The sequence below is a fragment of the Streptomyces sp. NPDC041940 genome (genome assembly GCF_055589465.1).
Genome location: NZ_JBVJBP010000019.1, coordinates 1 through 20443 on the forward strand (window position 1 = coordinate 1; position 20443 = coordinate 20443).

The 20443-nt window shown below is 71.1% G+C and carries 21 protein-coding genes; 16 read left to right on the top strand and 5 right to left on the bottom strand.

Annotated elements, in window-relative coordinates; translation table 11 throughout:
• The first annotated feature begins 105 nt into the window (after positions 1-105).
• The 5 genes from ACZ6I3_RS27725 (at position 106) to ACZ6I3_RS27745 (ending at position 4990) form a co-directional block, all read left to right on the top strand.
• Entirely contained in the window at positions 106-1116 is a 1011-nt protein-coding gene (locus tag ACZ6I3_RS27725; RefSeq protein ID WP_469418266.1) for an ABC transporter permease, read from the top strand.
• A complete protein-coding gene (locus tag ACZ6I3_RS27730; RefSeq protein ID WP_469418268.1) occupies positions 1113-2195 on the top strand; it encodes an ABC transporter ATP-binding protein in 1083 nt (360 codons plus the stop codon). Before ACZ6I3_RS27725 ends, ACZ6I3_RS27730 begins: the two co-directional genes overlap by 4 nt.
• Entirely contained in the window at positions 2192-3346 is a 1155-nt protein-coding gene (locus tag ACZ6I3_RS27735) for an ABC transporter ATP-binding protein (protein WP_469418270.1), read from the top strand. Before ACZ6I3_RS27730 ends, ACZ6I3_RS27735 begins: the two co-directional genes overlap by 4 nt.
• Positions 3347-3410: 64 nt before the next feature.
• A complete protein-coding gene (locus ACZ6I3_RS27740; protein WP_469418271.1) occupies positions 3411-4085 on the top strand; it encodes a trimeric intracellular cation channel family protein in 675 nt (224 codons plus the stop codon).
• A gap of 44 nt (positions 4086-4129) precedes the next feature.
• A complete protein-coding gene (locus ACZ6I3_RS27745; RefSeq protein WP_469418272.1) occupies positions 4130-4990 on the top strand; it encodes a thioesterase family protein in 861 nt (286 codons plus the stop codon).
• Positions 4991-5608: 618 nt separating this feature from the next.
• Here ACZ6I3_RS27745 and ACZ6I3_RS27750 read toward each other — a convergent pair.
• Entirely contained in the window at positions 5609-6247 is a 639-nt protein-coding gene (locus ACZ6I3_RS27750) for a TetR family transcriptional regulator (RefSeq protein WP_469418275.1), read from the bottom strand.
• 115 nt (positions 6248-6362) lie between these two features.
• Here ACZ6I3_RS27750 and ACZ6I3_RS27755 point away from each other — a divergent pair, with 115 nt between their 5' ends.
• From ACZ6I3_RS27755 to ACZ6I3_RS27765, 3 genes are all read left to right on the top strand, one after another.
• Positions 6363-6530: a hypothetical protein gene (locus ACZ6I3_RS27755; protein ID WP_184598666.1), complete on the top strand. Its 168-nt coding sequence runs from the start codon at positions 6363-6365 to the stop codon at positions 6528-6530.
• A 36-nt stretch (positions 6531-6566) separates the two neighbouring features.
• Positions 6567-6833, top strand: a complete 267-nt coding sequence (locus tag ACZ6I3_RS27760) for a DUF4190 domain-containing protein (RefSeq protein ID WP_469418276.1) — start codon at positions 6567-6569, stop codon at positions 6831-6833.
• A gap of 140 nt (positions 6834-6973) precedes the next feature.
• A complete protein-coding gene (locus tag ACZ6I3_RS27765; protein ID WP_469418277.1) occupies positions 6974-8143 on the top strand; it encodes a cysteine desulfurase family protein in 1170 nt (389 codons plus the stop codon).
• 6 nt (positions 8144-8149) lie between these two features.
• Here ACZ6I3_RS27765 and ACZ6I3_RS27770 read toward each other — a convergent pair whose 3' ends face one another.
• The gene (locus ACZ6I3_RS27770; protein ID WP_468194810.1) at positions 8150-8527 is read right to left on the bottom strand and encodes a helix-turn-helix transcriptional regulator; all 378 of its coding nucleotides are present in this window, start codon (positions 8525-8527) and stop codon (positions 8150-8152) included.
• A 387-nt stretch (positions 8528-8914) separates the two neighbouring features.
• Between ACZ6I3_RS27770 and ACZ6I3_RS27775 the strand changes: the two genes are divergently transcribed.
• Positions 8915-9397, top strand: coding sequence for a hypothetical protein (locus ACZ6I3_RS27775; RefSeq protein WP_469418278.1), 483 nt, complete (start codon positions 8915-8917; stop codon positions 9395-9397).
• A 14-nt stretch (positions 9398-9411) separates the two neighbouring features.
• Here ACZ6I3_RS27775 and ACZ6I3_RS27780 read toward each other — a convergent pair whose 3' ends face one another.
• Complete coding sequence (locus tag ACZ6I3_RS27780) at positions 9412-10077, bottom strand: N-acetylmuramoyl-L-alanine amidase (RefSeq protein WP_469418280.1); 666 nt, start codon at positions 10075-10077, stop codon at positions 9412-9414.
• 60 nt (positions 10078-10137) lie between these two features.
• Between ACZ6I3_RS27780 and mnmA the strand changes: the two genes are divergently transcribed.
• Positions 10138-11268 (top strand): tRNA 2-thiouridine(34) synthase MnmA, encoded by a 1131-nt coding sequence (mnmA, locus tag ACZ6I3_RS27785; RefSeq protein ID WP_469418282.1) that lies wholly within the window; start codon positions 10138-10140, stop codon positions 11266-11268.
• An 11-nt stretch (positions 11269-11279) separates the two neighbouring features.
• Here the strand turns inward: mnmA and ACZ6I3_RS27790 are convergent, their stop codons facing one another.
• A complete protein-coding gene (locus ACZ6I3_RS27790; RefSeq protein WP_469418283.1) occupies positions 11280-12062 on the bottom strand; it encodes an alpha/beta fold hydrolase in 783 nt (260 codons plus the stop codon).
• 61 nt (positions 12063-12123) lie between these two features.
• Positions 12124-12447, bottom strand: coding sequence for a DUF427 domain-containing protein (locus ACZ6I3_RS27795; RefSeq protein ID WP_469418285.1), 324 nt, complete (start codon positions 12445-12447; stop codon positions 12124-12126).
• A gap of 80 nt (positions 12448-12527) precedes the next feature.
• Between ACZ6I3_RS27795 and ACZ6I3_RS27800 the strand changes: the two genes are divergently transcribed.
• From ACZ6I3_RS27800 to ACZ6I3_RS27825, 6 genes are all read left to right on the top strand, one after another.
• On the top strand, positions 12528-13331 hold the full coding sequence (locus tag ACZ6I3_RS27800) for a class I SAM-dependent methyltransferase (RefSeq protein ID WP_469418287.1): 804 nt from the start codon (positions 12528-12530) through the stop codon (positions 13329-13331).
• Positions 13328-13867, top strand: a complete 540-nt coding sequence (locus ACZ6I3_RS27805) for an LOG family protein (RefSeq protein WP_469418289.1) — start codon at positions 13328-13330, stop codon at positions 13865-13867. The genes ACZ6I3_RS27800 and ACZ6I3_RS27805 overlap by 4 nt, the downstream gene beginning before the upstream one ends.
• Before the next feature lie 26 nt (positions 13868-13893).
• The gene (locus ACZ6I3_RS27810) at positions 13894-14592 is read left to right on the top strand and encodes an SDR family oxidoreductase (protein ID WP_469418290.1); all 699 of its coding nucleotides are present in this window, start codon (positions 13894-13896) and stop codon (positions 14590-14592) included.
• Positions 14593-14623: 31 nt separating this feature from the next.
• Positions 14624-15628 (top strand): methionine synthase, encoded by a 1005-nt coding sequence (locus ACZ6I3_RS27815; protein ID WP_469418291.1) that lies wholly within the window; start codon positions 14624-14626, stop codon positions 15626-15628.
• Positions 15629-15643: 15 nt separating this feature from the next.
• Positions 15644-17839 carry an NAD-dependent DNA ligase LigA gene (gene ligA / locus ACZ6I3_RS27820; protein WP_469418292.1) on the top strand — a complete coding sequence of 732 codons (2196 nt, stop codon included), beginning with the start codon at positions 15644-15646 and terminating at the stop codon, positions 17837-17839.
• A 257-nt stretch (positions 17840-18096) separates the two neighbouring features.
• On the top strand, positions 18097-20394 hold the full coding sequence (locus ACZ6I3_RS27825) for a putative bifunctional diguanylate cyclase/phosphodiesterase (protein WP_469418293.1): 2298 nt from the start codon (positions 18097-18099) through the stop codon (positions 20392-20394).
• Positions 20395-20443: the final 49 nt, after the last annotated feature.

Below are 20443 nucleotides of genomic sequence, written 5' to 3' on the forward strand. Positions count from 1 at the left end.
CCCCCCCCCCCCCCCCCCCCCCCCCCCCCCCCCCCCCCCCCCCCCCCCCCCCCCCCCCCCCCCCCCCCCCCCCCCCCCCCCCCCCCCCCCCGGGGCCGTACAGCTGTGGCTGCGTACATCCTCCGACGCGTCATGGGCGCGGTGCTGTTGCTGCTGGTGGTCAGCGCAGTCACCTTCGCCATCTTCTTCCTGGTGCCCCGCCTCGGGGGCCAGACGGCCGACCAGTTGGCCACCCAGTACGTCGGCAAGGACGCGAACCCCGAGTCCGTCGCCGCGATCAAGCAGAACCTCGGCCTGGACCAGCCGGTCTACGTCCAGTACTGGGACTTCATCAAGGGCATCGTGATCGGCGCCGACTACAAGTTCGGTCCCGACGCGACGCACTGCAGCGCACCCTGCTTCGGGTACTCGTTCAAGAACCACGTCGAGGTGTGGCCCGAGCTCCAGGAACGGATCCCGGTCTCCTTCTCGCTGGCCGTCGGTGCCGCGGTGATCTGGCTGATCTTCGGTGTGACGACCGGTGTGATCTCCGCGCTGCGCAAGGGCAAGCCGATCGACCGCACCGTCATGTTCATCGCCCTCTCCGGCGTCTCGCTGCCGATCTTCTTCACCGGCCAGATCCTGCTCGCGCTCTTCGTCTACGAGATCCCCGTCTGGGACAGCGTCGAGTACTTCCCCTTCACCGAGAACCCCGCGGAATGGGCCTGGCACCTGATCCTGCCCTGGGTCAGTCTCGCCTTCCTCTTCTCCGCTCTGTACGCCCGGCTCACCCGGGCGGGCATGCTGGAGACGATGAGCGAGGACTACATCAGAACGGCCAGGGCCAAGGGACTGAAGGAGAGCACGGTCGTCGCCAAGCACGGCCTGCGCTCCGCGCTGACCCCGATCGTCACGATCTTCGGTATGGACTTCGGTCTGCTGGTCGGCAGCGCGGTGCTCACCGAGACGGTCTTCTCGCTGCCGGGCATCGGCGCCTACGCCATCCAGTCCATCCAGCAGAACGACCTGCCCATCATCATGGGTGTCACCATGGTCGCCGCGTTCTTCATCGTCTTCTGCAATCTGATCGTCGACCTGGTGAACGCCGCCATCGACCCCCGGGTGAGGTACTCGTGAGCAAGCTCGACAAAGCCGCGCTCGGCGAACCGGACCCCGTCGCCCCGTCCACCGCGGACGACGTGTTCCTGTCCGTACGGGATCTGCGCGTCCACTTCGACACGGACGACGGTCTGGTCAGGTCGGTGGACGGCGTCAGCTTCGATGTCCGCAAGGGCAAGACCCTGGGCATCGTGGGCGAGTCCGGCTCCGGCAAGTCCGTCACCTCCCTCGGGCTGATGGGCCTGCACCGCTCGGCGCGAGCCAAGGTCTCCGGCGAGGTGTGGCTGGACGGCAAGGAGCTGATCGCGGCCGACCCCGACGAGGTGCGGCGGCTGCGCGGCCGGAAGATGGCCATGATCTTCCAGGACCCGCTGTCGGCGATGCACCCCTACTACTCGGTCGGGCAGCAGATCGTCGAGGCGTACCGGGTCCACCACGACGTCAGCAAGAAGGCCGCCAAGCAGCGGGCGATCGACATGCTCGACCGGGTCGGCATCCCCGAGCCCGCCAAGCGCGTGGACGGCTACCCGCACGAGTTCTCCGGCGGTATGCGCCAGCGCGCGATGATCGCCATGGCGCTGGTGAACAACCCCGAGCTGCTCATCGCCGACGAGCCGACCACCGCCCTGGACGTCACCGTGCAGGCGCAGATCCTCGATCTGATCCATGATCTGCAGAAGGAGTTCGGCTCGGCGGTCATCATGATCACCCACGACCTGGGTGTGGTCGCCGAGATGGCCGACGACCTGCTGGTCATGTACGGCGGCCGGTGCGTGGAGCGCGGTTCCGCCGAGGACGTGTTCTCCGAGCCCCGGCACCCCTACACCTGGGGTCTGCTCGGCTCGATGCCGCGTATGGACCGGGAGGAGACGGACCGGCTCATCCCGATCAAGGGCGCGCCGCCCTCCCTCATCAACCTCCCGTCCGGCTGCGCCTTCAACCCGCGCTGCCCGTACGCGGACCTCCCGAAGGACAACGTCACCCGCACGGTCCGCCCCGAGCTGACCGAGGTCGGCGGCGGGCACTGGGCCGCCTGCCACATGACCCAGGAGCAGCGGGAGCGGATCTGGACCGAAGAGATTGCGCCGAAGCTGTGAGCGACGACAAAACGGTGAGCAAAGACAGCGAACCGGTGAAGAAACCGGACACCAGCGGGGCCACCCTCACCAAGGACTCCGCCGCCGACGGCGAGATCCTGCTGAAGGTGACCGGCCTGCAGAAGCACTTCCCGATCCGCAAGGGCCTGCTCCAGCGGCAGACCGGCGCGGTGCGCGCCGTCGACGGCATCGACTTCGAGGTCCGCAAGGGCGAGACGCTCGGTGTCGTGGGCGAGTCGGGCTGCGGCAAGTCCACCATGGGCCGGCTGATCACCCGGCTGCTCGAACCGACCGGCGGCTCGGTCGAGTTCGAGGGCAAGGACATCACGCACCTCGGCACGGGCGATCTGCGCCCGATGCGCCGTGACGTACAGATGATCTTCCAGGACCCGTACTCCTCGCTGAACCCCCGGCACACGATCGGCACGATCGTCGGCGCTCCCTTCAAGCTCCAGGGCGTCGAGCCCGAGGGCGGGGTGAAGAAGGAGGTCCAGCGGCTGCTGTCGGTGGTCGGCCTCAACCCCGAGCACTACAACCGCTATCCGCACGAGTTCTCCGGCGGCCAGCGCCAGCGCATCGGCATCGCCCGCGCGCTCGCCCTCAACCCCAAGCTCGTCGTGGCGGACGAGCCGGTCTCCGCGCTGGACGTGTCGATCCAGGCGCAGGTGGTGAACCTGCTGGACGACCTCCAGGAGGAACTGGGCCTGACGTATGTGATCATCGCGCACGACCTGTCCGTCGTCCGGCACGTCTCGGACCGGATCGCGGTGATGTACCTCGGCAAGATCGTCGAGCTGGCCGAGCGCGACCAGCTGTACAAGTCGCCTATGCACCCCTACTCCAAGGCGCTGCTGTCGGCCGTGCCGGTACCGGATCCCAAGCGCCGGGGCGCCAAGAGCGGGCGCATCCTGCTGCGGGGCGACGTGCCCTCGCCGATCGCCCCGCCGAGCGGCTGCCGCTTCCACACCCGGTGCTGGAAGGCGACCGAGATCTGCAAGACGACCGAGCCGCCGCTCAAGGAGCTGCGGGCCGGGCAGCGCGTCGCCTGCCACCATCCGGAGAACTTCGAGGACCAGCAGCCGCAGGACACCAAGCTGCTGACCTCGGCCCACGAGGCCGCGGAGAACAACGCCTCACCTGTGGAGAAGTGACTCCGCCCGAGCCCCCGCCCCCGCACCTGGGGGCGGGGGCTCGGCCGTGGGTAAAAATGTTCGGGTGCTCCAGGAACTCTTCACCCCGTCCGTCCAGCACTCGCTCGAGCTGATCGGCATCTTCGTCTTCGCGATCTCCGGCGCCCTGCTGGCCGTCCGGAAGAACTTCGACGTGTTCGGCATGGCCGTCCTCGCCGAGGTCACCGCGCTGGGCGGCGGTCTCTTCCGTGACCTGGTCATCGGGGCCGTACCGCCCGCCGCCTTCTCGGACCTGGGGTACTTCCTCACCCCGCTGCTCGCCACCCTCCTCGTCTTCTTCCTGCACCCCCATGTGGAGCGCATCCAGGTCGCCGTGAACGTCTTCGACGCGGCCGGCCTCGGACTGTTCTGCGTCGCCGGGACGACGAAGGCGTACGAGTACGGTCTCGGCCTGACCGCCTCGGCCTGTCTGGGGATGGCGACCGCGGTGGGCGGGGGCGTGCTGCGGGACGTGCTCGCCAACGAGGTGCCCTCGCTGCTGCGCTGGGACCGCGACCTCTACGCGGTCCCGGCGATCGTCGGCGCCACGATGATCGTGCTGTGCATCCACTACGACGTCCTGTCCCCGCTGACCAGCGCACTCGCGGTGATCACCGCCTTCGTCCTGCGGCTGCTCGCGATGCGATACCACTGGCGAGCTCCGCGGGCGTGGCACCGGCGGTCGACGGTGAGCGAGGAGGAGCAGCCCCTCCTGCCGTGAGAAGAAAGCTACCGCTTAGTAGCTGGTTCTTGTACTGTTCAGCCATGCCAGAAGCAGCCACCGCCCCGGACGTCCGGGCCATGATCGGCGACAGTGAGTTCGACCGCGACACCGCGCTCACCCCCCGCGCGCCCGGCGTCTACGACATCGACCTCTCCGCCGGCTGGACGATCATCAGCGCCGTCAACGGCGGCTACCTGCTGGCCGTCCTGGGCCGCGCGCTCGCGGACGCTCTGCCGCATGCCGACCCGTTCACCGTCTCGGCGCACTACCTGACCGCGTCCCAGCCGGGACCGGCGGTCGTCCGTACGGACGTCGTCCGCACCGGCCGCACCCTGTCGACCGGCCAGGCCTCCCTCTTCCAGTACGACGACGAGGGCCGCGAGGTCGAACGCATCCGCGTCCTCGCCTCCTACGGCGACCTGGACGCCCTGCCCGACGACGTCCGTACGACGGCCGAGCCGCCCGCGATCCCGCCGATGGAGCACTGCTTCGGCCCGGAGGACGGCCCCGCCCCGGTCGACGGCAGCTCGGCCATCGCCGACCGGCTGATGCTCAAGCTGGACCCGTCGACGCTGGGCTGGGCCCTCGGGCAGCCGTCCGGCAAGGGCGAGATGCGTGCCTGGTTCGGGCTCGCGGACGGCCGCGACCACGATCCGCTCTCCCTGCTGCTCGCGGTGGACGCCCTGCCGCCCACCGCCTTCGAGATCGGGCTCAAGGGCTGGGTCCCCACCGTCGAGCTGACCGTGCACGTCCGCTGCCGCCCGGCACCGGGCCCCCTGCGCGTCTCGATCACCACGCGCAACCTCGCCGGCGGTTTCCTGGAGGAGGACGCCGAGGTCTGGGACAGCGCCGGTCGCCTGGTCGCCCAGTCCCGGCAGCTGGCCCGGGTCCGGCTCGGCTGAACTTTGCCTCACTGACAGGCGGCTCACAGGGCGTCCCGAGGAGAGTCCTGAGCGGCGTTGGTTGAGTGCTGGCCTCAGGACTTCCTCACCTTTCCCTGGAGCTGTCTCTCATGAAGCGTGCTCGTCTTCTCCCTGCCGTGGCCCTGCTGGCGTTTTCGCCCCTCGCCCTGGTGGCCTGCGGCTCGGGTGACTCCTCGTCGTCCTCGAACAGTGGCGGCTCGGGACAGCAGCAGGCCTGCCAGGCGCCGTCGGGGGCTCCCTCCGGGGCTCCGTCGGGCGCCCCTTCCGGTGCGCCGTCGGGCGCTCCTTCCGCTGGCGCGAAGCCGTCGGGTGTGCCTTCGGGCGCGCCGTCCGGGGCGCCTTCGGGTGCGCCCAGTGGCGCGCCGGGCGGTGCTCAGGGTGGCGGCCAGGGCGGCGGCTGTGGCGGGCCGGGCGGTGGTGGTCAGGCCTCGGGAGGGCAGGGGCAGACCCCGCAGGCGCAGAAGGAGCAGGAGCAGTAGGCGTAGAGGCTGCGTAGGCAGAGACGGCGGAGGGCCCCGGCCGGGGCCCTCCGGAATGCGGCAGGGGCGGCGTGCTCGGTGAACGGGCGTGCCGCCCCGGCGCGTTGTGCGCGGGGTGTCAGTCCAGCCAGTGGTGGCGGCCCAGGCCGATCAGCCGCATCTGGCGGGTCGCCACCTGCGTGACGTGCCGGGTCCGCTGCGCACGCTCCTTCTCCGGGCCCTCCAGTGCCTCCAGGAAGAGCGACGCCGTGATCAGCATCTGGTCGACGTAGAGGTGTGCGAGCATCAGCAGGTCGTCCTCGGTCCAGCCCTCGGCGACCGCGTCCTTGGCCAGCTCGTCCTTGACCTCCTGGGCGAAACGGGCCAGTTGCTCCCGTATCGCCTCCCGTACCGGCTGCACTCCGCCATGCCGTTCACGGGCGATGAACCGGACATGCGCGGGGTACGCGTCGACGTGACGGGCGATCAGCTCGATGGCGCGCGTGACGCGCTCCTCGTGGTCGCCGGTCGCGGACACCGTCGTCCGGATCATCGGGTGCAGGCTTCCGAGCGCCTCCTCGACCAGGGCCACGCCCAGATCCGCCGTGGAACGGAAGTGCCGGTAGAAGGCCGTCGGGGCGACGCCGACGGCGCGTGTGACCTCGCGCAGCCCCAGGCTGCTCAGGCTCTGCTCCTCCAGCAGTCCCAGGGCGGCGTCCAGGAGTGCCTGCCGGGTCTTCTGTTTCTGGGCCTGCCGGATGCCGAGAGTGTGACTCATACCATGCAGTTAACAACTGTTCTCTGGAATTGGAAAGTCATGAGAGACGCTAGACTGGGAAGTCAGTGAACAACTGTAACCACAACCGTTCACCGAAACCCTGGGGGCTTTTCCCATGCTGTTCATCGTTGCCGCACTCCTGCTGCTGGGAGTCGTGCTGGGCACCGTGGCCCACGCGCCGCTCACCTTCTCCGTCGCTGCCGGCGTGGTCATCGCCGCCTGGCTCGGCATCTTCGCGATCCGCGAGCGCCACAGCCGCCGGCGCCACACGCAGGCCCACTGACCACCGTCCCGCCGATCCGACAGGGAGTCGATCATCATGCAGCTCACCGCTCCGGCCACGCGCCGCACCGGTATCCGCGACACCGACGGTATGGCCGTCGCGTCCTTCATCCTCGGCCTCCTCGGCCTGCTCGTCCTCAACCTCTTCCTCGGCCCGATCGCCATCGTGCTCGCGAGCATCGCCCTGTGGCGCGGCACCAAGCGCCCCGGCCGTGCCTACCTGGGTCTGGGTCTGGGCATCGCCGACCTGCTGGTCCTGGCGGCGTTCATGGAGTTCGACAGCACGGTCTCCTGGAGCTTCTGAGCCGCCGTCGGACGTCCGTGCGCCGGCACGGCGCGGCCGGGCCCGTGGACGACGGGCGGCAGCCGCGCGGGAAAGCGGTTCACGTTCGGCCAACCTTGCTCTGAGGCCCGTGGAAGCAGAGCCGTAGAATCGGGCTCACCATGGCTTACCTCGACCACGCCGCGACCACCCCGATGCTTCCGGAGGCGGCAGAGGCGCTCACCGCGCACCTGGGTGCCACCGGCAACGCCTCCTCCCTCCACGCATCCGGCAGGCAGGCCCGCCGTACCGTCGAGGAGGCTCGCGAGACCCTCGCCGAAGCCCTCGGCGCCCGCCCCAGCGAGGTCGTCTTCACCTCGGGCGGCACGGAGGCCGACAACCTCGCAGTCAAGGGTCTGTACTGGTCGCGCCGCGACGCCGACCCGGCCCGCACCCGCGTCCTCGCCAGCCCCGTCGAGCACCATGCCGTCCTCGACGCCGTCCACTGGCTCGGCGAACACGAGGGCGCCACAGTCGAGTATCTGCCGGTCGACGCGCACGGCCGCGTCCACCCGGACGCCCTGCGCGAGGCGATCGCCCGCGACCCCGACGACGTGGCCCTCGCCACCGTCATGTGGGCGAACAACGAGATCGGGACCATCCTGCCGATCCGCGAACTCGCCGATGTGGCCGCCGAGTTCGGTGTCCCCCTGCACTCGGACGCCGTCCAGGCCTTCGGCCAGATCCCCGTGGACTTCGCCTCCTCCGGCCTCGCCGCGATGACGGTGTCCGGCCACAAGATCGGCGGCCCCTACGGCATCGGCGCGCTGCTCCTCGGCCGCGAGTACGCCCCCGTGCCGGTCCTGCACGGCGGCGGCCAGGAACGCCATGTGCGCTCCGGCACCCTCGACGTGCCCGCCATCGCCTCCTTCGCGGTCGCCGGGCGGCTGGCCGCCGAGCAGCGCGAGTGCTTCGCCCGCGAGGTCGGCGCCCTGCGCGACGCCCTGGTCACCGCGGTCCGCTCGGCCGTGCCGGACGCGATCCTCGGCGGCGACCCGGCGCCGGAGGGCCGCCTCCCCGCCAACGCGCACTTCACCTTCCCCGGCTGCGAGGGCGACTCCCTCCTCCTCCTGCTCGACGCCCAGGGCATCGAATGCTCCACGGGCTCCGCCTGCACCGCCGGTGTCGCCCAGCCCAGCCACGTCCTCCTCGCCACCGGCACCGACCCCGACCTCGCCCGCGGCACCCTCCGCTTCTCCCTCGGCCACACCTCCACCGAGTCCGACATCAAGGCCCTCGCGAAGGCCATCGGCCCGGCGGTGGAACGGGCGCGGGCGGCGGGGCTGACGTAGGACGGGTCAGTCGGACGCGGTCCGCGGTGGCTTGTGCGCGCTCCCCGGTGCCGAGGGTGCGGTGGGGGCCGGAGCCGTGATGGCGCGGAGCACGGACTGCTGGGGCGCGATGCTCTGCGGCGGCGGGAACTTGGCCGCGAGGCCTTTCAGCAGCCGGATGTACGCGGCCCGTTGAGGCGGGCGGGGATCTGAGCGGCCCGCCTCCCACGCGCTCACGGCCTCCCTGCGGACCCCCAGCGCGTCGGCCACGCGCTCCTGACTGAGACTGCCGGCCTCACGCAGACGCTTGCGCTCGGCGGGCTCGGGCAGCCCGTCCGACGGCGAGGCCTCTGCCAGCAGGGCGTCGACCGCGTCGAACAACGCGTTCCCCTGATCCTCGGACACGCTGGTCACCTACCGTTTCCGTTTCTCGGAGCATACCGAAACGCACGTTGAATCGCTTGACGAATCACATGGCTGGAACGCCTGTGTTTCGCACGCGGAACGCTTGCCCCCGCTTTTCGCGAGCGACCTCGCAGGCGAGAACCCCGAAGGGCTGATGACCTGGGCTTCAGCGCGATACGTCCGATCTGCGCCACCGAACCGGCTCCCAAGAGTGCGTCAGAGGCTTCTGTGCGACCGGCATAGTTTTCCGGGTCGCAGATTGTGCACTTCTGCCGACGAGGTCTCGGTGTTCGCGACGTTAACGTGAGCTTTGCGCGCACGTTTCTCACGGGTCGCGCACAGTCCCCCGCTGCGGGACATCGCCTGCCCTTGGGAACGGAACCTGCCATGCCTTCGCACGCGCTGACCGAAGCCGCTGCCGCTGCCGCGCCCGTGTATCTCACCGCCGTCGTCACGGCGGGCCTCGGGCTTCTCGCTCTGGTGGTCAATCTCGTCCTGCGCAAGCTCAAGCAGCGCCGTCAGGACCTCGCAGGTCCGCTGGCGGCGCTGACCGAGCTCTTCACCCGGCTCCGTCAGCTGGACGCCCGGCCCACGACCGCCAAGGACCTGGAGTTCGTCCAGGAGAAGGTCGATGTGTTCGAAGGGGCGGTGCTCAGGCGGAAGAGGCTGGGCAAGGTGCTCGGCGACGTCATCCGTCTCGCCGGTGAGTACCGTGACATCGAATTACCCGAGGTCGGCGAGCTCCTTCCGGCAGGACTGAGCGCCAGTGCCCTGTACGAGCGCTCGCGCAGGCAGGGGTCCGTCGCGCGGGAACTCCAGGACGCCGTCGCCGTCGCGACGGAGCGGCTCGAACGGATGCACCGCCGCTGACCGCCGCTCGCCCGTCAGGCCCTCCCCGTACGGGCCTCCCGCACCAGCCGCATGTACTTGTCCCAGTCCCAGTGCGGCCCCGGATCCGTGTGGTCCGTGCCCGGGACCTCCACGTGGCCGATGATGTGCTCGCGGTCGACGGGTAGGTCGTAGCGCGCGCAGATGCGGGCCGTGAGGCGGGCGGAGGCCTCGTACATCTCGTCCGTGAGGTCCTGTGGGCGGTCCACGAAGCCCTCGTGCTCGATGCCGACACTGCGTTCGTTGTAGTCGCGGTTGCCCGCGTGGTACGCGACGTCCAGCTCGCGGATCATCTGCGTGACGTGCCCGTCCTGGCGGACGATGTAGTGCGTGGCCGCCTTGTGTCCCGGGTCCTGGAAGGCCTTCACCGCGCTGTCGAAGCTGCCTTGCGTGACATGGACGATCACCATGTCTATGCCGAAGTCGTCGGGGCGGTCCGCCCGGCGCCAGTTCGACTCCGACGCCGCCACCCAGCGGGCACCCGTGTAGTCGACCTCGCCCGCCTTGCGCGGCTTCTCGACGCCGGGAGTCCGCCACCACAGGCGCGCGAGCTCGTCCCGGGCCAGCACGGCCGTGCCCGCCGCTGCTGCCGCCCCGCCGATCAGCAGCGCGCGACGCCCGACCTTCCGGTCGCCGTCCTTCGAAGCCTTCCGCTGTCCCATGTGATCGTCAACGGATACTCGTGAGCCCTGGTTCCCGCAGCCCCGTACCCTGGAGGGGCTATGACTGAAATCCCGCAGCGCTCCCGTCCCCTCCGCGTCCTGGCCGCCATGTCCGGCGGAGTCGACTCCGCCGTCGCCGCCGCCCGCGCGGCCGAGGCGGGCCACGATGTGACCGGCGTCCACCTCGCGCTCTCCGCCAACCCCCAATCCTTCCGGACGGGCGCGCGAGGCTGCTGCACCATCGAGGACTCGCGCGACGCCCGCCGCGCCGCGGACGTCATCGGGATCCCCTTCTACGTGTGGGACCTCGCCGACCGCTTCCGCGAGGACGTGGTCGAGGACTTCGTCGCCGAGTACGAGGCCGGCCGCACCCCCAACCCCTGCCTGCGCTGCAACGAGAAGATCAAGTTCGCCGCCCTCCTCGACAAGGCGCTCGCGCTGGGCTTCGACGCGGTGTGCACCGGCCACTACGCCAAGGTCGTCACGCTCGCCGACGGCACCCGTGAGCTGCACCGCGCCTCCGACATGGCCAAGGACCAGTCGTACGTCCTGGGCGTGCTGGACGACCGGCAGCTCGCCCACGCCCTCTTCCCGCTCGGCGACACCGTCACCACGAAGGACGAGATCCGCGCGGAGGCCGAGCGCCGGGACCTGGCGGTGGCCAAGAAGCCCGACTCGCACGACATCTGCTTCATCGCCGACGGCGACACCCAGGGCTTCCTGGCGGACCGGCTCGGCAGGTCCGAGGGCGACATCGTCGACGAGTCCGGCAACCGGATCGGCTCGCACGAGGGCGCGTACGGCTTCACCATCGGCCAGCGCAAGGGCCTGCGCATCGGCACCCCGGCCCCCGACGGCAAGCCGCGCTACGTCCTCGACATCTCCCCGGTGGACAACACCGTCACGGTCGGCCCGGCCGCCGCGCTGGACGTCAGCGCCCTGACCGCGATCAAGCCCCGCTGGTGCGGCGCCGCCCCCACCTGCCCCGGCACCTACACGGCCCAGCTCCGCGCCCACGGTGGCGAGACCGAGGTGCGCGCCGAACTCGTCGACGGCTCCTTGGAGGTCACCTTCACCGAGCCGGTCCGCGGCGTCGCCCCCGGCCAGGCGATCGTGCTGTACGACGGCACGCGCGTGGTGGGCTCGGCGACGATCGCCTCGACGACCCGGGCGACGGCGGGCGTGGCCTGACGCCGGGCCCGTCAGCCCTGCAGGAAGAAGTCCGTCAGCACCGGCGCCAGCACATTCGGCTCGACCATGTGCGTCTGGCCCTGGAGCGTGCGGTACGTGCCCGTGGGGACCGAGTCCGCGATCGCCCGGGCCGCCTCACGCAGCCAGGCGGGGCTCGCGTCGCCCGCGACCGCCAGCACGGGAACGCCGACCGCGGCCAGCCGGTTGCGGGGGACCCGGCCGTCGCGCATGACGGCGTCGTCGTAGGCGAGGCTCGCGGCGATCGCCTCCATGCCGGCCCACATGGGGGACTGGCGGGCGCCCTGGATCATCCCCTCGGCCAGGCCGGCCAGCCGCAGGAACAGCTCGACCGCGTCCCCGCGCCGTCCCTCGGCGAGCGCCTCCGTCAGCCGCCCGGTGTACTCCGCGCGCTCCTCGGCGCCCTCCTCGGTCATCGCGAACGGCGTCTCGTACACCGCGACGCGCCGCACCGGCAGTCCGCTCGCCGCCGCCTCCAGGGCCAGCGCCCCGCCCGACGAGATGCCGTACAGGAGCGCCTCGCCGCCCACCGCCTCGATCACCGCCGCCAGGTCCTCGAGCTCACGCTCCACGGCGTACGGCGCGGTGTCCCCGCTGGCACCGCGGCCCCGGCGGTCGTACACGACGGCCTGGAAACGCTCCGACAGCGACACGGCCAGCGGCGCCAGGGTGCCGCCCGTCGACATCGCGCCGCTCACCAGAACGACCGCGGGACCCTGTCCGGTGCTCTCGTAGGCGATGCGGGTGCCGTCGCGCGAAAGGATCTTCTTGTCCATGCTCACGCAGACTGCCGCACGGCAGGGTGTTCATCGGTGAGGCGGGCCGTGCGTCAACCGATCACATCACTTCCGCCTCGTAGAAGCACAGGTGGTCCTTGATCTCCGCGACATCCGGCTTGGGATCCGGATACGCCCACACGAGGTCCGCCGCGTCCGGCAGCGACCAGTAGGAGGCGGTGCCCTTGAACGGGCAGTACGTCCGGGAGCCGGACGGCGTCAGCAGGTCAAGGCGTACGTCCTCGGCCGGGATGTAGAACCGCTCGGGACAGCCCGTCTCCCGCAGGACCAGCGCCCGGTCGCTCTCCGCCAGGACCTGTTCGCCGCGCACCACGCGCACGTGCCGTCCGCTCCGCTCGATGGTGATGCGATGCCCTGTGGTCACGATCGCCCTCCTTGGGTAGCCGAGTCCCTCGTTACAGCGCACGCTGTAGCGGAGTTCTTCCCTCGCCGCAGGAGGCCCCCATGCGAGCAACGGAACCGGCCGGAAACCGCAGCACCCTCGCCCATCAGGTCAGGTACGCCCTGCGCCACCCGGGGCGCGTGCCCGCGCACGCCCGGCGCACGGTGCGGGACGCCTGGCTGCGGCTGCGCTATCGCGACCACATCTCCTACTACCGTGCCGTCATGGCCTCCGACGCGGCACGCAGCGCGGAGGCGGCGGTGGGGCACAACCCCTCGCGCGAGGCGTGGACGCGGATCGGGCGCATGCAGTTCGACTATCTGGTGGGGCACGGACTCCGGCCGGAGCACCGGATGCTGGAGATCGGCTGCGGCAACCTGCGCGCCGGACGCCTGTTCATCGACCACCTCGACGCCGGCCACTACTACGGCATCGACATCTCGCCGCACATCCTGCTCGCCGCCCAGGACACCCTCGTGTCCGAGGGCCTCCAGCCCAAACTGCCCTACCTCGCGCTCGCCGACGACCTCACCTTCGCCTTCCTGCCCGACGCGCACTTCGACGTCGTGCACGCGCACAGCGTCTTCTCGCACTCGCCGCTGCACGTCATAGAGGAGTGCTTCGCCCACGTCGGCCGGATCCTCGCACCCGGAGGCTTCTTCGACTTCACGTTCGACCGCACCGAGGGCGAGGAGCACCAGGTACTGCACGAGGATTTCTACTACCGGACCCGGACGCTGACCGAACTCGCCGCGCGGCACGGCCTGGAGGCCCGGTTCATGGACGACTGGGAGGAACTCCCGCACCGGCAGTCCAAAATGCGGGTCACCGCGGCCCCCGACCGTGCCCGTACGGTGGGCTCATGAACATCTGTGTCTTCCTCTCCGCCGCCGAACTCGACGAGCGCTACACCCGCCCCGCACGTGAATTCGCGACCCTGCTGGGCAAGGGCGGTCACACCCTGGTGTGGGGCGGCTCGGACGTCGGCCTCATGAAGGTGGTCGCCGACGGGGTCCAGGAGGCGGGCGGCCGGCTCGCCGGCGTCTCCGTGCAGTTCCTCTCGGCGAAGGCCCGCCCGGGCGTCGACGAGATGGTCGTCGCCAAGGACCTCGCCGAGCGCAAGAGGCTCCTCCTGGAGAAGGCCGACGCCGTGGTCGTCATGGTCGGCGGCACGGGCACGCTCGACGAGGCGACCGAGATCCTGGAACTGAAGAAGCACGGCCACACGGACAAGCCGGTCGTCCTGCTCAACACCGCGGGCTTCTACGACGGCCTGAAGGAGCAGTTCCGCCGCATGGAGGCCGAGGGCTTCCTGCCCCGCCCGCTCACCGACCTGGTCTTCTTCGCGGAGGAGCCGGTGGGCGCCCTGGCGTACCTGGAGGAGAGCCGCGGCATCGCGTGACCCAGGGGCCTTGCGCTGATGCGAGCATGGCGGACATGGCTACTCATGTGATCACCGGAGCGGGCTCCGGCATCGGCGCGGCCGTGGCCCGCCGTCTGCACGCGCGCGGGGACGACCTCGTGCTGCACGCGCGCGACGCGGGCCGGGCGAAGGAACTGGCGGCCGAGTTCCCCGGGGCGAAGACCCTCGTCGGCGACCTGGCCGACCCCGACAAGCTCTCCTGGGCCTTCTCCCACCAGTCGCTGCCCGAGCGCGTGGACTCGCTGCTGCACATCGCCGGGGTCGTCGACCTCGGGCCGGTCGGCGACCTCACCCCGAAGACCTGGCGGCACCAGCTCAACGTCAACCTCGTCGCCCCCGCCGAGCTGACCCGGCACTTCCTGCCCCAGCTGCGCGCCGCCCGGGGCCACGTGGTTTTCGTCAACTCCGGCGCCGGCCTCAACGCCCACGCCGGCTGGTCCGCGTACGCCGCCTCCAAGCACGGTCTGAAGGCCCTCGCCGACTCTCTGCGCCACGAGGAGCACGCGGGCGGCGTCCGTGTCACCTCGGTCTACCCCGGCCGCACGGCCAGCCCCATGCAGGCCAAGGTCCACCAGCAGGAGGGCAAGGAGTACGACGCCGCCAAGTGGATCGACCCGGAGTCCGTCGCCACGACGATCCTGACGGCCCTGGACCTGCCGAGGGACGCCGAGGTCAACGACCTGACGGTGCGACCGGGGAACTGACCCCGCAGCGTTCGCTGCGTAGGCTTCTCCGGTGAGTGAAAACAGCCAGTTCAGGTTCGGTGCCGCCACAGGCGTGGGGTCCATGCCCGGCGGCGACGCCCGCGAGGCCGCCAAGACCGCCACCGGAACCTTCGAGGACTTCCCCTACCTGCCCGAACTGCCCGCCCGGGGACCGGGAGCGGACATGATCGGGCGGACCGCAGGCCTGCTCGTCGAGCTGTACGCGCGCGTGGAGCCCAGCGGCTGGCGGCTCGGTGACCGGCCGGGGCGGGACACCAAACGGGCCCGCTCCTGGCTCGGCGAGGACCTCGATGCGCTGGAGGAGTTCACACAGGAGTACGAGGGCCCGCTGAAGGTCCAGGCCGTCGGGCCCTGGACCCTCGCCGCCAACCTGGAGCTGCGGGGCGGCGAGGTCGCCCTCTCCGACCCCGGAGCCTGCCGCGACCTCGCCGCCTCCCTCGGCGAGGGACTGCGCCTGCATCTCGCGGAGGTACAGCGGCGGATCCCCGGCGCGCGGATCGTCCTCCAGCTCGACGAGCCCTCCCTCACGGCCGTGCTCCGCGGCCAGGTGAAGTCCGCCAGCGGCTACCGCACCCACCGGGCCGTCGACCGGCAGATCGTCGAGGCCACGCTCCGCGACGCCATGGGGGTGCACGACGGCCCGGTCGTCGTCCACTCCTGCGCACCGGACGTCCCGTTCGCCCTGCTCCGCCGGGCGGGCGCGGCGGCCGTCTCCTTCGACTTCTCCCTGCTCACCGAGCGTGACGACGACACGATCGGCGAGGCGGTGGAGGCCGGGACCCGGCTCTTCGCCGGTGTCGTCCCGGGCACGGAGGGTCCATTGTCAGACCCTGCCGGTAGCGTCATGGGTGTCAGGACGCTGTGGCGCAGGCTGGGGCTGTCACCGGGGCTTCTCGCGGAGGCGGTCACGGTCACCCCGGCGTGCGGACTCGCGGGGGCCTCCCCGGGTTACGCGCGCACGGCTCTTGCCCACTGCGTCCGGGCGGCGAGATCTCTCGCGGACAACCCAGAGTAACGGGAGGACGACACGGTGGCCGGGGACAAGCAAGCGGAGACGACGACGGTGCCCGCCGAGGCACGGGAGAAGCACGCGCGCCTCGCTGAGCAGATCGAGGAGCACCGCTTCCGGTACTACGTGAAGGACGCTCCCGTCGTCAGCGACGCGGAGTTCGACGAACTGCTGCGTTCCCTGGAGGCGCTGGAGGAGCGGCATCCGGAGCTGCGCACGCCGGACTCGCCGACCCAGAAGGTCTCCGGGTCGTACGAGACGGAGTTCACGGCGGTCGAGCACCGCCAGCGCATGCTCTCCCTCGACAACACGTTCAACGACGAGGAGATGGCCGCCTGGACGGAGCGCATCGCCCGCGAACTGGGCGAGCAGGACTACCACTTCCTGTGCGAGACGAAGGTCGACGGCCTCGCCGTGAACCTCACCTACGAGCACGGCCGCCTCACCCGCGCGGCGACCCGCGGCGACGGCCGCACCGGCGAGGACATCACGCCGAACGTCCGGACGATCGCGGAGATCCCGGAGCGCCTCAAGGGCGACTCCGTCCCCGACCTCGTGGAGATCCGCGGCGAGGTCTACTTCCCGATGGAGAAGTTCCAGGAACTCAACGCCCGGCTGGTCGAGGCCGGCGACAAGCCCTTCGCCAACCCGCGCAACGCGGCCGCCGGTTCACTGCGCCAGAAGGACCCGCGCGTCACCGCCACCCGCCCCCTGCACATGGTGGTCCACGGCATCGGCGCCCTGGAGGGCTTCACCGGCCTGACCCGTCTCTCCCAGGCCTACGACCTTCTGAAGACCTGGGGCCTGCCCGTTTCCGGCCACAACCGCGTGGTCGACGGCCTCGACGGCATCCGGGAGTTCATCGCGTACTTCGGCGAGAACCGCCACTCCGTGGAGTGGGAGATCGACGGCGTCGTCGTCAAGCTCGACCAGATCCCCCTCCAGGGCCGCCTCGGCTCCACCTCGCGCGCGCCGCGCTGGGCCATCGCGTACAAGTACGCGCCGGAGGAGGTCAACACCAAGCTCATCAACATCCGCGTGGGCGTGGGCCGCACGGGCCGGGTCACGCCGTACGCCCAGGTCGAGCCGGTGACGGTCGCGGGATCCGAGGTCGAGTTCGCCACGCTGCACAACCAGGACGTCGTCAAGGCCAAGGGCGTCCTCATCGGCGACACCGTGGTGCTGCGCAAGGCCGGTGACGTCATCCCCGAGATCCTCGGGCCGGTCGCCGACCTGCGCGACGGCAGCGAACAGGAGTTCGTGATGCCGGGCGAGTGCCCCGAGTGCGGTACGGCGCTGCGGCCGATGAAGGAGGGCGACGTCGACCTGCGCTGCCCGAACGCCCGCACCTGCCCGGCCCAGTTGCGCGAGCGCCTGTTCTACCTCGCGGGCCGCAAGTCACTGGACATCGAGCACTTCGGCTATGTGGCGGCGGCGGCCCTCACCGCGCCGCTGGAGCCGAAGGCCCCGCCGCTGGCCGACGAGGGCGACTTGTTCGACCTCACCATCGACCGGCTGCTGCCCATCAAGGCGTACGTCCTCGACTCGGACAGCGGCCTGCCCAAGCGCGACCCGAAGACCGGCGAGGAGAAGGTCGCCACGATCTTCGCCAACCAGGAGGGCAACCCCCGCAAGAACGCGCTCGCCATGCTGGAGAACATCGCGGCGGCCAAGCAGCGCCCGCTCGCCCGCATCCTCACCGGCCTGTCGATCCGTCACGTCGGACCGGTCGCGGCCGAGGCGCTGGCCAGGGAGTTCCGCTCGATCGAGCGCATCGACCAGGCCTCGGAGGAGGAGCTGAAGAACACGGACGGCGTCGGCCCGATCGTCGCCGCCGCAGTCAAGGAGTGGTTCGCCGAGGACTGGCACCGCGAAATCATCCGTAAGTGGGCGGCCTCCGGTGTCCGCATGGAGGAGGAGAGCACGGGCGAGGACGAGGGGCCGCGTCCGCTCGAAGGACTCACCGTCGTCGTGACCGGCACCCTCGAACACTTCACGCGGGACGGCGCCAAGGAGGCGCTGCAGACCCGCGGTGCGAAGGTGACCGGATCGGTTTCGAAGAAGACGTCATTCGTCGTTGTGGGTGACAGCCCAGGATCGAAGTACGACAAGGCGATGCAGATGAAGGTGCCGGTCCTGAACGAGGAGGGTTTCGGAGTCCTGCTGGAGCAGGGACCCGACGCCGCGGCCGAAGTCGCGCTTTCGGCCGAGGAGTAGCGGTTGAAGGCCACCCGTTCGGCGCATACCAGATGCATACGGGTGGCCGGGGCGCATTCGGGCAACCGTCCGCGACCGCTGCCCGTAAAAGCCTTCTGCGGCCTACTGTTGAGATGTGCGCCTGCCGTGCCCAGCTGCGGTCGGGGCATCTTCGTGCTCGCACAGAGCGCGGGGAAGGGTTTCCAACGCGGGCCGTCGAGGGTTGTCGGGCACCGGGCCGCGGGGCGTGGGCACCGCCGGCTGTGAGAGGGACGGGAATGGAACCGACCGAGAGCGCCGTGCCGGGCTCACGGCTGCGCCTCAGCCGCCTGGCGGTCGTATGGCGCGCAGTGCGTGGGGCCGGACGGCCGGCGGGGCGTCCGGGTGTGGAGGTGCGCGCCGTCGGACAGTACACCGCGGACGGGCGTGCCGTCGGGGGGCGCGCCGCGGCGGACGGCCGCGGCGCCGCACAGCCGGTCACCGAGCACACCCCCGGACTGACCGGCGAGGACACGGACGGCGAACGGCACCAGTCCTGGCCCGCGCTGCCCGCGGCGGTCGTCGCGGCGGCCGGGTTCGTCCTGGGCGCCGGCTTCTACCGCGCCTTCACCGGCGGCCACGCGCTGTTCCCGTCCGGCACGGCCGGCTGGGCGCTGGCCGTGCTGACCGGCATCATCGTCGGCCACCTCGTCATGCTCGGCCGCTCCCGCTGGTGGGGCGGCACCGGCTCGGGCGCCGCCCTCACCCTCGCCGTGCTGCTGCTCTACGGCTGGGTACCGGCCGGCATGGTCAGCCTCACGGTCGTCGTGCTGGTCGGCGTGGCCCGCCGCAACCGCTGGCGCCAGGGCGTGCTGCACGGGGCGGTCGACCTCCTCGGCATCGGCGCCGGCGCCCTGGTGCTCGCCGTGTTCGGGACCGTGCCGTCCGTCGAGTCGCCCGCGCGGCCCGACGCCTGGACGCTCGCCACCGCACCCCAGGTGGCCCTGGTCGCCGCCGCCTACCTGATGGTCACCCGCGTCCTGCTCTGGTATCTGCACGCCCCGCGCCCAGGGCTGCCCACGGTCGCCCGTACCGCCCTGGTCAGACAAGGCCTGGTCGCGGTCGCACTGCTGGGGATCGCGCCGCTGGTCTGCGTGGTGGCCGTGGCCAAGCCGATCCTGCTGCCCCTGTTCTCCATCCCCCTCATCGCCCTGGACTCCACCCTGTGGATAGCCCGGGCCCGCGCCGAGGAGCAGCTGCGCGACCCGCTCACCGGGCTGCCCAACCGCCAGTGGCTGCTGGAGCGCATCTGGACCGCGCTGGACGACGCCGAACGGATCGACGCCCGCGCCGCCCTGATGCTGATCGACCTCGACCGCTTCCGGTCGGTCAACGACACGCTGGGTCATCTCGCCGGTGACCGGCTGCTGCTGCAGATCGCCGACCGGCTGCGGGTGGCGCTGCCGCGCGGGGCCGAGGCCGCCCGGCTCGGCGGGGACGAATTCGCCGTCTTACTGCCCGTCGCCGACTCCACGACGTCCGCGACCCGGGTCGCCCGGAGCCTGGTCGCCGCGCTCAGCTCCCCCCTCGACCTGGACGGCCTCACCCTCGTCCTGGAGGCGAGCGCCGGAGTCGCCGTCTTCCCCGACCACGCCCTGGACGCCGAAGGACTGCTGCGGCGGGCCGACGTGGCGATGTACCAGGCGAAGCGGGACCGTACGGGCGTGGAGGTCTACGAGTCCAAGCGCGACTCGAACACCCCCGACCGGCTCGGCCTGCTTGGCGATCTGCGCCGCGCCCTCGAAGCGGGCGAGGTGCATCTGCACTACCAGCCGAAGGTCCGCTTCGACGGACAGGTCGTGGGCCTGGAGGCCCTGGTCCGCTGGGTGCACCCCGAGCGGGGCAAGGTGCCGCCGGACGAGTTCATAGCGATCGCCGAGTCCTCGGGCCTGATGCCCCACCTCACCGAGTACGTCCTGGAGGCCGCGCTCGGCCAGGTCGCGCGCTGGCGCTCCCAGGGCCTGTTCGTCCCGGTCGCGGTGAACGTCTCCCCGCGTGATGTGCACAGCGCCGGCTTCGCTGGCTCCGTCGCCGCCCGGCTGGCCCGGCACGGAGTGCCCGCGGGAGCGCTCCAACTGGAGATCACGGAACACGTCCTCCTGGAGGACCCGCAGCGCGCGGCCGACACCCTCAACGCTCTGACCGGGCACGGCGTGAAGATGTCCCTGGACGACTTCGGCACGGGCTACTCCTCGCTCGTGCACCTGCGCCGGCTCCCGGTCAGCGAACTGAAGATCGACCGCTCGTTCGTGGCGCGGCTCGCGGTCGACACCGAGGACGCGGAGATCGTGCGCTGCACCGTCGACCTCGCGCACTCCCTCGGCCTGCTCGTCGTCGCCGAGGGCGTCGAGGACGACGAGACCTGGGAGCGGCTGCGCGACCTCGGCTGCGACGCCGTCCAGGGCTGGCTGGTCGCCGCCGCGATGCCCCCCGACGAGACGACGGCCTGGCTCCGCGCCCGGGGCTCCCGCGGCTGGCAGCGGCCCCGCGCCGCCCTTCCGGCGGCGACGGCGGACGACTCGGGCCGGGTCGGCTAGGTTCCGTACCTGAAGCGCCCTGGCGAGGCCGGGGCGCGGCTGCCCGCGA

Excerpts from the sequence above, each read along its gene's own strand:
- ACZ6I3_RS27745 (WP_469418272.1), top strand. The coding sequence starts at position 4,130 with ATGCCAGAAGCAGCCACCGCCCCGGACGTCCGGGCCATGATCGGCGAC.
- ACZ6I3_RS27750 (WP_469418275.1), bottom strand. The coding sequence starts at position 6,247 with ATGAGTCACACTCTCGGCATCCGGCAGGCCCAGAAACAGAAGACCCGG.
- ACZ6I3_RS27755 (WP_184598666.1), top strand. The coding sequence starts at position 6,363 with ATGCTGTTCATCGTTGCCGCACTCCTGCTGCTGGGAGTCGTGCTGGGC.
- ACZ6I3_RS27760 (WP_469418276.1), top strand. The coding sequence starts at position 6,567 with ATGCAGCTCACCGCTCCGGCCACGCGCCGCACCGGTATCCGCGACACC.
- ACZ6I3_RS27765 (WP_469418277.1), top strand. The coding sequence starts at position 6,974 with ATGGCTTACCTCGACCACGCCGCGACCACCCCGATGCTTCCGGAGGCG.
- ACZ6I3_RS27775 (WP_469418278.1), top strand. The coding sequence starts at position 8,915 with ATGCCTTCGCACGCGCTGACCGAAGCCGCTGCCGCTGCCGCGCCCGTG.
- ACZ6I3_RS27780 (WP_469418280.1), bottom strand. The coding sequence starts at position 10,077 with ATGGGACAGCGGAAGGCTTCGAAGGACGGCGACCGGAAGGTCGGGCGT.
- mnmA (WP_469418282.1), top strand. The coding sequence starts at position 10,138 with ATGACTGAAATCCCGCAGCGCTCCCGTCCCCTCCGCGTCCTGGCCGCC.
- ACZ6I3_RS27790 (WP_469418283.1), bottom strand. The coding sequence starts at position 12,062 with ATGGACAAGAAGATCCTTTCGCGCGACGGCACCCGCATCGCCTACGAG.
- ACZ6I3_RS27800 (WP_469418287.1), top strand. The coding sequence starts at position 12,528 with ATGCGAGCAACGGAACCGGCCGGAAACCGCAGCACCCTCGCCCATCAG.
- ACZ6I3_RS27805 (WP_469418289.1), top strand. The coding sequence starts at position 13,328 with ATGAACATCTGTGTCTTCCTCTCCGCCGCCGAACTCGACGAGCGCTAC.
- ACZ6I3_RS27810 (WP_469418290.1), top strand. The coding sequence starts at position 13,894 with ATGGCGGACATGGCTACTCATGTGATCACCGGAGCGGGCTCCGGCATC.
- ACZ6I3_RS27825 (WP_469418293.1), top strand. The coding sequence starts at position 18,097 with ATGGAACCGACCGAGAGCGCCGTGCCGGGCTCACGGCTGCGCCTCAGC.